This is a genomic window from Pseudoalteromonas sp. LC2018020214 (assembly GCF_016598755.1).
Lineage (GTDB): Bacteria > Pseudomonadota > Gammaproteobacteria > Enterobacterales > Alteromonadaceae > Pseudoalteromonas > Pseudoalteromonas distincta.
Window position 1 is genome coordinate 3319958 of the sequence record NZ_CP066804.1, and the last position, 12380, is coordinate 3332337.

The window sequence follows — 12380 nt, forward strand, 5'->3', positions numbered from 1 at the left end:
AGTATGTCTCAAGTTGCAGTAGTTACAGGTGGTACAAAAGGAATTGGTCTAGCTGTTGTAAAGCGTTTGCTAAGTAATGGCTATAAAGTACATAACCTTGATATAGAGCCAAGCGAAACTGGTATATTTCATCTGTGTGATGTAAGTGATGTATCGGCGGTACAAAGCTGTATCAACGCTATCTGTGAACAAAGCAAACGCATTGATGTACTTGTTTCTAATGCTGGAAAACACTTAAGCGCAAATATAGAAAGCACCGATGAGCAAACTCTCGATGCACTTTTTGCGCTTAATGTTAAAGGCGCCTATGCCGCAGTACAAAGCGTATTGCCAAGCATGAAAGCGCAAAATAGCGGCGCTATTATATTAGTCGCATCCGATCAAGCAATTATAGGTAAGCAAAACTCTTTTGCGTATAACCTAACAAAACATGCCCTTGCCTCAATGGCCAAAACAACGGCGCTTGATTACGCGAGCTTTAATATTAGAGTAAATGCGGTATGCCCTGGCACAATAGAAACCCCGCTATTTCATAACGCGATAGATGCGTACTGCGCAAACAGTGGCGCAAACAAAGCTGAAATAGTTGCCGAGGAAGCAAGTCTTCAACCGCTTAACCGATTAGGTCAAGCCGATGAGGTTGCTGCCCTTGTGAGCTTTTTAGCAAGTGATGATGCCAGTTTTATAACAGGCAGCCTACAAAGTATTGATGGTGGTTACACTGCCCAATGAGCATGCAAATTATTGACCCTCATGTGCATTTTTTTAATCTTGCCGAGGGGCAATATACTTGGCTACAAGGCGAAAACCCACCAGCATGGCCTAACCTAGAAAAAATTAAACAACCAATAAGTGCAGAGCAACTTGTTAAAAGTACTGATTTTGAACTTGCGGGTATTGTGCACATTGAGGCTGGGTTTGATAATCAATCACCTATAAACGAGTTAAACTGGCTAAGCTCGCATTTAAAAAACCTTTCGTTTAAGGCTATTAGTTACAACCAAATTGATGCGCCCGCAGAGCAATTTAATCACGCGCTAAATGCACTGGCTCATTCAAGCCTTTGTGGTATAAGAGATATAACCGAAGACGATGATGCAGTGAGACTAAAAAGCCCTCATTGTATTAATAACCTTAATTTATTGGCTACAAATAAACTGCATTTTGAAGCTCAATTTGATATTGAAAATAGCGAAATAACCAAACAAATAGCTTACTACGCTAAGCAGCTACCGCAGCTTCAAATTATAATTAATCATGCAGGACTACCAAGTAATTTAAATGACTGGCAACAAGGTGCTGAGTTACTTGCTCAGCACGACAACATAGCAATTAAATTCTCTGGTTTTGAATTACTTAGGCTCACCAGTGAGCAACAAGCCGCGTGTTTTAATTTTCTTTTTAATCACTTTGGCCAGCAGCGTATTATGTTTGCTAGCAACTTCCCTGTGTGCCAAATAAATACAAGCTACAACAACCTATGGCACTGCCATAAGGCGTTATGCTCAAACGATAAGACATGGCATGGCCTTAGCTATGCAAACGCTAAGCACTACTACCAAGTTTAAGTAAAACTAGTTATATTAAACTCTCTTTTTATAATAATACGGCCAATTTATGAAAATGTACTTTTTACTAATCGTTGTATTTTCTGCGTTTTTTCTCAATGGCTGCATATCTCAAAATCCAGACCCTACACCTAAGCTGCAACATGCTCTACTGGCAAAGCCAAATAAAACAGCCGTTAGCAAAGCAATTAAAACACTTGTACATATACAAGAAACTCAATTAGCTGAGAATGTATTTACTACCAGCAGCACAGTAACCCTTAGCAATGTGGATGGTAATAATATTATCGACACGCAAAGTCGCAATACACCCGATCAGTTTGAATTGATGATTAAAGGCAAGCAATGCTATATACGCCACCTTGATAGTAAAGCCACTATTGAGCTTAAAGACGTAGAATGTAGAATTAACGAGTTATAACAAGCTAAAACTTTACCAAACAAGTAAAAGCCGGTAAGTGGCTAATCACTTACCGGCTTTTTAATGCATGACCTAAAGTTAGGTTAAAAGACTATTATTTTATTTCTACGCGTTGAGAACGCATAACAATCTCATCATTTAATTCAATACCCAACCCTGGCTCTTCTGACACTTCAAAGAAACCATTTTTAGGTTGTGGGTCTTGTAAACATAACTCGCGGTTCCACTTTTTAATCGCATAAGTGTGGTGCTCATGAATCAAAAAGTTAGGGATAGCCGTTTCTAAGTGCAGTGATGCTGCTGTTGCAACAGGCCCGCCACATACGTGAGCTTGAATACGCACATCAAAGATATCTGCGTAATCACATACTTTTTTAGTTTCGGTAAAGCCACCACATAAACCAATATCAGGTTGCAGAACATCAATACTTTGATCTTCTAAATACGGGCGCACACCCCAGCGATTATACAAACGTTCACCACCAGCAATTGGCACATTAACTTTATCTGCTACTTTTGCATGTAATGAGTGGTTTAGGTAGTTAACTGGCTCTTCAAAGTACATACAGTCAAATTCTTCTGCAATTTCACCCAACTGAATGGCTGTTGTCACGCCTGGTAAACTGTGGCATTCAAAAATAATGTCTACTTCGTCGCCTACTGCTTCGCGAATAGCTTGCATGCGCGCACGGTATAGCTTCATTTCGGTACGTGAAATTATCTTTGTACGATCGTAATAAGTATTACCGTCTTTATCGTACTGAATTGGATCTACTTTTACTGCATCGTAACCTTCGGCCATCGCCTTTAAAGCCGCTTCTGCATATTCTTGCGGTTGTACTAGGGCTTTAAATTCGCTATCCCAGTCAAACTGTAATTGCGATGCGTAAGTGCGTAGTTTGTCGTTAACTTTACCGCCTAATAACTGGTATACAGGTAAACCAAGCGCTTTACCTTTTATATCCCAAAGTGCGGTATCAATTGCGCTCATTGCAGCATATACAACAGGTCCGCCGCCTAAACCCCAAAAGCTCTCACGTAACATACGAGACCATAGTTTTTCTGTTTGAAATGGGTCGTGGCCGATTAAAAAGGCGTCGGCCATTTCTTTAATCATAGCCGCTGCAGCACTGTGACCTAAATCGTATGCAAGGCCCGCTTCGCCAACACCACTAATACCTTCGTCAGTATGAATTCGTACAAACACAGGTGTCCAAGAAGGTCTATCAGGACAGTGAATATCAAATACTTCAACGCGATTTACTTTCATTAAAATTCCTTATTAACCGCTATGGGTTATTTTGCAAAACTAGGGTCAAGTCGATACGCTTTACGTAACATTGCAGGCCACGCAAGTTGCCCGCCGGTGCTGCCACTGTGTACTACGTTTGCTTGATTATAAATATTGTCGATTATAGGTTGCGGTACTTCAATCACCTCTTGCGAGCTTGATTGTAGCGCTAGTTGAATTTCACACGCTCGCTGTAAATCATAAAAGCGCATAAACGCATCGCCTACCGTTGGGCCTACTGTTAAGCCACCATGATTCACCAATAACATATGGTTAGTGCTGCCCAAATCATCTTGCAGCACTTTTCGCTCGTCGTCGTTTACTGCAAGCCCTTCGTAACCATGATAAGAAAGCGATGGCAGTGAAAACATTGAATATTGGCTAAGCGGTAATAAACCATTTTTTTGTGTGGCGACTGCGATTGTTTCTTTGGTATGAAGGTGAATAACACAATGAGCGTCTTCGCGTACCTCGTGAATCGCACTGTGAATAGTAAAACCAGCTGGATTAATACTAAATGGCGTATCGTCAATAATGTTGCCGTCTAAGTCTACCTTTACTAAATTAGAGGCAGTTACTTCATCAAAGGTTAAACCAAACGCATTCACTAAGTAGTGGTCGGTGCCAGGCAAACGTGCTGATAAATGCGTATAGATTAAATCCCCCCAACGAAAGTGCTCTACCAGTCTATAACATGCGGCTAAATCAACACGAAGTTGCCACTCTTGTGCTGATACTTTATTTTTTAAATCGAGTTGGGGTAAATCAAACATAATGAGCCTTTTAAAAACGTACATTATTAACCTGTACGAACAGATGTTTAGAAGTCTAAAGCAGTCTCTATTTTATAGCAAACACCAAACAAAACAGCCACACTATTGTGTGGCTGTTTGTAAAACTAAAATACCAATTGTATTAAAATGGTATAGCTGCGTAAATTATTTTACGTTAGCTAGGTAATCTGCAATTGCTTCAAACTCTTCATCAGTTACCGTTGCAACCATTGCTTTCATAGCCATGGTCATACCGTTATTACGTGCACCTGACTTAATATCTTTCATTTGCGCTACTAAGTAGTCTTTATTTTGACCGTTTAGTTTAGGGTACATACCCATAATTGGTGCTTTACCTTCAGCGCCATGACAAGTTTGACAATTCTTAGCGGTATAAAGTGTGGCGCCATCGGCCGCTGCTGCATTAAACGAGAAGCTTGCGGCTAAAGTAATACCCGCGCCTAATAGTAGTGTTTTCATCTTGCTCATTGTATTTACTCTTCTTTTTTGACGGTTAGAAAAACTGTTCTATTGATTGTAGTAAACAATCAAATAAAAAGCATACGTACGAAACGACACTAGACGATCAACTTAACCAAAAACCGCTAACTCGTTTCTGTCTCACTTTTATATACTTTAGCAAATAAAAATGAGCTTACCCTTAATAAACTATTACCACACTATATCATCTGGTACTTCAAAGTCTGCGTACGGGTCATCTTCATCTTTTGGTTTGTTTTCTGGCTCTACATGAAAAACAATATACTTTTCGTCAACTTCAGCCACTTTGCGTGCTGGTTCGTCGTCTAATACGTAAAATTGCCCTTCTAGTACACAAATAGCTAAACGACCGCCCGATAACGCTTTTTGCGTTTTCTCGTTCACGTCGATATTTTTTACTTTGTTTTGATAAGTAAAATTAAATGTGCGCTCACCACGAATAGCGTCTTGGTTGTGGTGCTCTAAAATTTGTTTAACACGCGCTTCTTGTTCGCGCTGCTTTAAGCTCACTTGGCGTGTTTGGTTAAGCTCTTCAGCTTTTTTTTGCTGCTCTAGCTTGGTTTGTTGAATATGCTTTTGCAGATCACTTGGGTTGCTAGTAGCCCCTTTCTTTTGCTTTTTTTGTTGCTTACGCTTTTCTGATTTAGCAACTTTAGCATTATGCGATGTTGTTAATCCTGCTTGAAGCAATTGGTCTTGTAATGAACCCATGGCTTTGTTCCACTAAAAACTAATATTATCGCTATTTTAATCACCAACGAGTTCAAATAACAGCGCTATCGACATTAATCTAGCAAACTAGTTAAAACAAACCATGATATAGCGCAATGACTATGGTTTTAATTATGAATTAAAAGCAATTTTTAATACAATACCAGACAACCAATCAGCAAATGTATAAGCCATATAATGCGTTTACCTCATCTACTCGTTTGCTCGGTATTTATATTTTTTGTACTTTATGCACCACAACCTCTACTTAGCCTTTTTGCGAGCGAATTTAATGTAGCCCCTGCGGTAGCTGGCAGCTTAATGACTGCAACTATGCTGCCCTTAGCCATTGCCCCGCTCGTTTACGGTTTATTTTTAGCAAAAATAAACCCACTACTTATATTACGTATTGCAATGGTGCTTTTAGGCCTTAGCTGCTTACTTTTTATTTATGTACCTAGCTTTGAGCTTTTATTATTAGTCAGATTTTTACAAGGTTTAACGCTCCCCGCAGCTTTAACAGCAATGACTAGCTATATAGGCATGAGTTATAGCGCTGATACACTTCAAAAAAATATGACCCTATATATTGGTAGCAGTATAGTTGGTGGTTACTTTGGACGTGTGCTTGCCGCTTTGTTTAGCGACTTATGGAATTGGCAGAGCTTTTATTACGTAATTGCTTTTATGCTTATTTGCTTAGCTTTGACAGTTAAGCATTCTCGCTTTACAAACCCAGCTAAACAGTCGCAGCTCTCCCCACTCGATTACATTAAACAACTTAAAGAAGGCGCTGTACTTAAAGTTTACGGCGCCGTTTTTTGTATGTTTTTTTGCTTCGCTGCACTGCTTAATTACTTACCGTTTATATTACAAAACACGTTTTTAATTACCAATACTCGTGACATAGGTTTAGTTTACAGTGGTTATTTAATTGGTGCCCTCGCCTCTATTGCTGCACCTTGGTTACTTAAAAAAGTCCCTTCGCCTTGGCATTTATTAACTGCGGTATTTAGTTTTTATAGTGTGAGTATTATTTTATTAATGAGCCATCAGCTTAGCTTATTTTTAATCGCATTTACTTTGTTTTGTGGTGCTATGTTTGTGATTCATTCAACTGCCGCACCACTCGTTAATAAAATCAGTAAAGCCCCACCAAGTGTAACCAATGGCGGATATGTATCGTTTTATTACAGTGGTGGCGCATTGGGGTCGTTATTACCCGGTGTGGTATACCAACATCATGGGCAAACAGCGTTTATGTTTACGCTGCTTGCGGTTTGCTTATGTGGTTTATCGTTAATTATGTGGGCTTATTTTGAGGGTAAAAATACAACGCGCGGTTGATGCTTTGTGTAATTAAAAAATGTTTCTAAATCGGCTTTACTAAGCAACCATGTTTGGGTGTTTTCAAACGGATGACAATGAAACAAATCACCGTGCCAAATATCTTGGTCAACCCATAAGCTCACTTCGTTTTGCCTATCATTTAAAAGAGCCAACATAGATACACACCCAGGAGCCACTTTTAAATATTTAGCTAGCCGCTCACTCGATGCAAACCCTAAGCGTGAAAGCCCTTGTTGCTTTGATAGTGCCTTTAAGTCGAGTTGCTTATTGTGCGCTGTAATAACTAAAAAGTGTCGCTTGCCTTCGTTATCGCGTAAAAATAGGTTTTTAAGACGAGTACCTGGGCGCTCAATCATATACTCATCTGCTGCTAAGCTAGTATGCAGCGGCGGATGCTCTATTACATCATAGTTAATATTTAGGTGCGCCAAAAGCTCTGCTAACTTAGTTTTATCAGCCAACATATTACAAACAACGCCCTCTTAGTTGTACACTCAAATCTCGCCATAAAACATCATTAACTTCATGCTTATTGTCGCAATACTTACGATCTTTTAGCTCTTGATTTAATAATTCAACTGCTTGGTCTTCTAGCTGTAACTTCAGAATGCTCGACTCTTCAAAATGCTCTTTCTCTATATACTGCTTAACCTCACCACGACTTGGTCTCTTATTAGGACCACGGTCAAGGTTAAAGTTTTCACGATGCTTAGCTTTTACCGAAACAACATAAGCAAAAAGCTTATTGCCTTGATCATCTTGCTTTTCGTGAAACTGTTTATTATTTATTTCAAAAGGCGGCTCATCATTTGAGGCACAGCCAGCGAGTAAAACCATAAGCGCTAGAACACATTTTTTCATTGTTTTTTATCGTTTTAGTTTTGAATTAAGCCGAGTCTAACAAAAATTGACGTAAACAGTGAAAATTTACGAAAAAATACTTGACCAAATTTATAAAAAAACTTAAAGTTCGTCCCGCTTGGAACTCAGCAGTCAAGCAGTTACATTATATGTAACTTAGGAATGTGGGGCTATAGCTCAGCTGGGAGAGCGCCTGCCTTGCACGCAGGAGGTCAGCAGTTCGATCCTGCTTAGCTCCACCACTTTCCTACTCCTTTTCAAATTCGTTCTACTCTTCTATTTTTCCATTGTTTTTATTATTTTTTGACACCCTACTATTCTAATTTTTCATTCTATATAATTTTAAATTTATCCATTCAACTTGTGTCTTTACAAGTTCTTAGCTATACATAATGTCACACATTAGTACTTTAGGCTTAACATGGACAACCCTAAGCGTTCAACGCTAAAAAAGCTAGCTGCAATAGGTTTAACAGCTGGTGCAATAACACATGCGCCTTATGTTTTTGCCCGAAAAAAAGTCACATTAAGAGTGCTTGGCACGCATGTAACACTCCAAGAGGCTATCCGCAAACAAGCGATGAGTGACTTGGGTATTAATATAGAATTTACTCCCGCAGGCAGCGCTGCTGTTTTGCAAAAGGCATCAATGGACCCTAGCTCCTTTGATTTATACGAACAATGGTCAGACAGCATTAATGTGCTTTGGGATGCAGGTTCCATTCAGCCAATAGAAAAAAAACGACTCACCTACTTTAACGAGATAAATCCACTTACTAAAACGGGAAAACTAACCGAAACTGCAAGTATTGGTGCAGGTGATGCCCCCTATAAATTATTAAATGTTCAACCCGATGGCACATTAAGCGCACAAGAAAGCGATCATCTTAGCTTTTTACCTTATGTGCATAATGTTGACTCTTTTGGTTACAACACCGACTTTATTAAGCCAGGTATAGCATACGAAACAGAAAGCTGGAGTTGGCTGCTTGATGACGAGAACAGAGGTAAAGTAGCTATTGTAAATGCGCCTACCATTGGATTATTTGACCTAGCCCTAGCAGCACAAAGTAAAGGACTTATAAAATTTAACAATATAGGTGCAATGACCCGCCCAGAACTTGATAGGTTGTTTAGTATATTACTCGACTTTAAACGCCAAGGTCACTTTAGTGGCTATTGGAATTCGGTTCCTGAGTCGATTGAATTTATGAGAAGTAAGCGAGCCCATATAGAAAGCATGTTTTCGCCTGCAGTTTCTGCATTAAACAGCCAAAATATTAATGTTCAATTTGCCGCGCCAAAAGAAGGCTACCGAGGCTGGCATGGTGTTATGTGTTTATCGTCACAAATACAAAGTAGCGCAAAAGATGCAGCTTACGATTATATGAATTGGTGGCTTTCAGGCTGGCCTGGTGCATTTATTGCTCGCCAAGGTTATTACATTAGTAACCCGCAGCGCTCTAAACTACTCCTATCTCAGTCTGAATGGGATTACTGGTACGGTGGAAAAGCAACAAACATAGATTTATTAAATACCAATGGCGACGTAGCAGTAAAAGCAGGTGGGCAACGTAATGGCGGTAGTTACCATAAACGCTTTAGTAATGTAGCAGTGTGGAATACAGTTATGCCAACCTATGACTACAGCCTGCAAAAATGGTATGAGTTGATTAGCCGATAATGATAATAAACTCAATTAAATCAAAAATAATATTAGCTCTGTGTTCGCTGATTGGATTACTTCTTTTACAGAGCTATTTGTTTAACTATTCGCAAACGTCTTTACTTAACTTGCAAAAATCGCAACATAACGCGCTTATTCAAAGTGAAGCTGTAACTAACTTAGAAAACGATATTATTTCCCTGCAAGGGCATGCAGTTTCATTTATTGACAATGCAAATGAAAATACGATTACCAAATTTAATTTTTACTTAAATAAGGCAAATCTAAATCTCGAGCAGCTAAAAACAAACACTCAAAACCAGACCCCTGAGTATCAAAACTCACTAATACGCCTTGGCGAGTATTTAAATAATTACCAAGATACATTTGGCCAAGTTGTCGTAAACAGACAAAAACGCGAACACCTTTACATTACTCAGTTCAAACAACCTATTGATGACTTACAAGTAACAATTAGTGATTTAGAAGGGTCTTCAAACAATGATAATAAAGTTATTTTTAACGATGTTTTACTCACAATAAGTAATTTAAAACATGCAATTATAAGCTACCTCTATAAACCTAATTTTGATGAAGCACAAAATGTAAAACAAAACTTAAATCACTTACATAAAAAACTAACGAGCACCTCTGTAATAAATGAATCCCTCTCCAATAAAACAACAAGCTTAAAACAAGCTTATAACCAACTTGTATTACTCACCCGTAGCTACACTTTTTCTGTAAATGTAGTGCTTACAGGCATAGAAAACGAATTGCTGTATTTAACTAATGAAATTAAAAATATAGAAAAAAATAAACTAATCAAAACAGAAGAGCTACTAAGTAGCCACTTAACAAAAAATACAGAACAGGCAAATATATTTGCCGTTTTAATTATGTTAATCATTTTATTTTTAAGCTATTTTATTTTTAGATCGGTTATAAAACCAATTACTCAGCTCACTTTATTACTTAAAGATATGAATAGCGAAAAGCCAGTAACTATTTCAAATAACAGCCAAAATCAAACTGAAATAGCATCGGTAATAAAAGCAGCTAACGCTTTATATTTAAAAAATAAGCAAACCAAAGAGCTACTCAATGAAACCCGCGTATTAAATTCCCAAATGGAAGCAATGAATGCCGACCTGACGAGTGCCATGGAGCAAACCGATAAAGCCAATAAAACAAAAATAGATTTTGTAGCCAATATGAGTCATGAACTTCGCACCCCAATGAATGGCATATTAGGTATGTTGCAACTTTTACAAAGCAGCGAGCTTCCCTCAAGGCAAAAACACTACGCAGATAAAGCTTTTTCAAGTGCTCAAAATTTATTGCAGATTTTAAACAATATTCTGGATTTTTCTAAGCTAGAATCGGAAAAAGTTCAGTTAGAGCAAATCCCTTTTACCTTACATACTATAGTTTCTAACGTTCAAAATTTATTCTCAACAAATGCCAAGCAAAAAGGTTTGTTATTAAACTTTACTTTACACGTTGATGCAGGGCTTGAACTTATTGGCGACCCAATGCACTTAAGCCAAATAATAAATAACTGTGTAGGTAACGCAATTAAGTTTACTGAGCATGGTGAAATATCATTAATTATAGAAGCGACATCTCAACACGAAAAAACAATAAACCTTCGCTTTAGTATAAAAGACACGGGTATTGGGATGACTGAAGAGCAATCAAAAATTATATTCCAGTCTTTCTCGCAAGGTGATTCAAGCACAACAAGAAAGTATGGTGGGACCGGTTTAGGACTCACTATAAGCAAACAATTAACTAAATTGCTGGGCGGAGATATACAAGTAAGGAGCACGATTAATCAAGGTAGCGAGTTTTTCTTTACTCTACCCTTTACTTTATCTGAGCAACAAAAGCTTAAAAAACACGCCTTATTAATTAGCCCTGATAATGAGCAAATTAAAAAATTAATGGACTTACTAAGTGATATAAATATAACAACAGAAACCACACAAGAACCATTAAGAGCCATTGCGAAAATGGCTCAACCTAATAGCCCATTTAGTATTGTAATAATGTCGATAAAAGAAAAAGAGCTCAACGATAACTTTATTTTACAACAACTGTACGCTCAAAATAAAAACGTTAATGAAAAATTGAAACTTATTTTATTAATTACCGATGAAGAGTCTCCAGAACCAATTGCAAAAAATGAAAGTATAGACATTACAATTATTGGTAATAAGAATAGTGAAGTAGAAATTTTAAGAAAGCTTTCACCAAATAATTTTAAAGAAAAGCAATTAAAGCCTCATCCTAAATTCTCGGGTTTTAATGCATTAGTTGTTGATGATAATAGAATTAACCAAGAAATAGCTTCTGCCCTTTTAGCAAGGTTAGATATGGCCGTGATCATTGCTAATGATGGACATGATGCATTAGGTAAAGTAGAGACAAATGACATTGATATTATTTTTATGGATGTTCAAATGCCAGTTATGGACGGCTTAGAGGCAACAAGTATATTAAGAGAGCGGGGCTACAAAACTCCCATAATTGCAATTACAGCAGCCGCAGATCCTAATGATAAAAAAGCAGCGTTTAGAGCGGGTATGGATGACTTTTTAGTAAAACCCATTATTTTTGATGCTCTTTTCGAAAGTATAGAAAAACACCTACAAAGTAACAAACCATTAAATACAATTAATCTGCAGCTGGCAAAAGAAAACGTAGAAAACAATGATGAATTGTTAGCTAAATTATTTACTCAGTTTGTCAACGATTACAATGACTTTTCAACTAAAGCTGATATATTAATCAAAAATAGAGAGTTAGAAAGCTTAATTCGACTAGTACATACACTCAAAGGCTTGGCCGGAACACTAGGCTTGGAGCTACTGCAACAAAGCACGCAAAGTATTGAGAAAAACTTAATAGATGAGAAGAGTATTAACTTATCTAGCTTTAATGAGCAATTAACTCTTACACTTTTTGCTGTAAAACAATTTTTGATAGCTGATAACTTTAAAAAAGAACATATACAGCTACATCAACTAGAAAACGAAGACTCGGTTATCGATAATATATACTCATTAGCACTAACGGCTCGCCCCGTACCTAGCAGTTTGGTTAGACAGCTAGAAATGAATCAATATGAGAGAGGCCACTCTCTATTTAAGCTCAAAGAAGCAATTGATCATTTTAACTACGCGCTAGTAATAGAGCTGATTGATAAATATAGAAACGATAATAAAAATTAGGC

At 37.7% G+C, this 12380-nt stretch carries 12 protein-coding genes and 1 tRNA gene; 7 read left to right on the forward strand and 6 right to left on the reverse strand.

All coding sequences use genetic code 11. The features are described 5' to 3' along the window. The first annotated feature begins 3 nt into the window (after positions 1-3). From JG479_RS14790 to JG479_RS14800, 3 genes are read left to right on the forward strand one after another with little or no spacing between them, the layout of a single operon-like run. Entirely contained in the window at positions 4-732 is a 729-nt protein-coding gene (locus tag JG479_RS14790) for an SDR family NAD(P)-dependent oxidoreductase (protein WP_200219575.1), read from the forward strand. Further along, entirely contained in the window at positions 729-1568 is an 840-nt protein-coding gene (locus JG479_RS14795) for an amidohydrolase family protein (RefSeq protein ID WP_200219576.1), read from the forward strand. Before JG479_RS14790 ends, JG479_RS14795 begins: the two co-directional genes overlap by 4 nt. 49 nt (positions 1569-1617) lie before the next feature. Then, the gene (locus JG479_RS14800; RefSeq protein WP_024595815.1) at positions 1618-1989 is read left to right on the forward strand and encodes a hypothetical protein; all 372 of its coding nucleotides are present in this window, start codon (positions 1618-1620) and stop codon (positions 1987-1989) included. A gap of 94 nt (positions 1990-2083) precedes the next feature. On the opposite strand, the gene JG479_RS14805 is transcribed toward JG479_RS14800, so the two are convergent. From JG479_RS14805 to JG479_RS14820, 4 genes are all read right to left on the reverse strand, one after another. Continuing rightward, positions 2084-3259 carry a mandelate racemase/muconate lactonizing enzyme family protein gene (locus JG479_RS14805; protein ID WP_007375956.1) on the reverse strand — a complete coding sequence of 392 codons (1176 nt, stop codon included), beginning with the start codon at positions 3257-3259 and terminating at the stop codon, positions 2084-2086. Between the two features lie 26 nt (positions 3260-3285). After that, a complete protein-coding gene (locus JG479_RS14810) occupies positions 3286-4053 on the reverse strand; it encodes a class II aldolase/adducin family protein (protein ID WP_010554363.1) in 768 nt (255 codons plus the stop codon). 165 nt (positions 4054-4218) lie between these two features. After that, positions 4219-4542 (reverse strand): c-type cytochrome, encoded by a 324-nt coding sequence (locus tag JG479_RS14815; RefSeq protein ID WP_024600212.1) that lies wholly within the window; start codon positions 4540-4542, stop codon positions 4219-4221. A gap of 183 nt (positions 4543-4725) precedes the next feature. After that, on the reverse strand, positions 4726-5265 hold the full coding sequence (locus tag JG479_RS14820) for a DUF2058 domain-containing protein (protein WP_002957867.1): 540 nt from the start codon (positions 5263-5265) through the stop codon (positions 4726-4728). Positions 5266-5463: 198 nt separating this feature from the next. Here JG479_RS14820 and JG479_RS14825 point away from each other — a divergent pair, with 198 nt between their 5' ends. After that, positions 5464-6612, forward strand: a complete 1149-nt coding sequence (locus tag JG479_RS14825) for an MFS transporter (RefSeq protein WP_200219577.1) — start codon at positions 5464-5466, stop codon at positions 6610-6612. Here the strand turns inward: JG479_RS14825 and JG479_RS14830 are convergent. Both JG479_RS14830 and JG479_RS14835 read right to left on the reverse strand, forming a co-directional pair. Next, the gene (locus tag JG479_RS14830; protein ID WP_200219578.1) at positions 6579-7079 is read right to left on the reverse strand and encodes a prolyl-tRNA synthetase associated domain-containing protein; all 501 of its coding nucleotides are present in this window, start codon (positions 7077-7079) and stop codon (positions 6579-6581) included. The genes JG479_RS14825 and JG479_RS14830 overlap by 34 nt on opposite strands. A gap of 1 nt (position 7080) precedes the next feature. Beyond that, the gene (locus tag JG479_RS14835; protein WP_200219579.1) at positions 7081-7476 is read right to left on the reverse strand and encodes a hypothetical protein; all 396 of its coding nucleotides are present in this window, start codon (positions 7474-7476) and stop codon (positions 7081-7083) included. Positions 7477-7642: 166 nt separating this feature from the next. On the opposite strand from JG479_RS14835, the gene JG479_RS14840 reads away from it, so the two are divergent. The 3 genes from JG479_RS14840 (at position 7643) to JG479_RS14850 (ending at position 12378) form a co-directional block, all read left to right on the forward strand. Further along, positions 7643-7718, forward strand: a tRNA-Ala gene (locus tag JG479_RS14840). A 179-nt stretch (positions 7719-7897) separates the two neighbouring features. Then, positions 7898-9160 (forward strand): ABC transporter substrate-binding protein, encoded by a 1263-nt coding sequence (locus tag JG479_RS14845; RefSeq protein WP_200219580.1) that lies wholly within the window; start codon positions 7898-7900, stop codon positions 9158-9160. Next, positions 9160-12378: an ATP-binding protein gene (locus JG479_RS14850; protein ID WP_200219581.1), complete on the forward strand. Its 3219-nt coding sequence runs from the start codon at positions 9160-9162 to the stop codon at positions 12376-12378. The genes JG479_RS14845 and JG479_RS14850 overlap by 1 nt, the downstream gene beginning before the upstream one ends. Positions 12379-12380 lie beyond the last annotated feature (2 nt).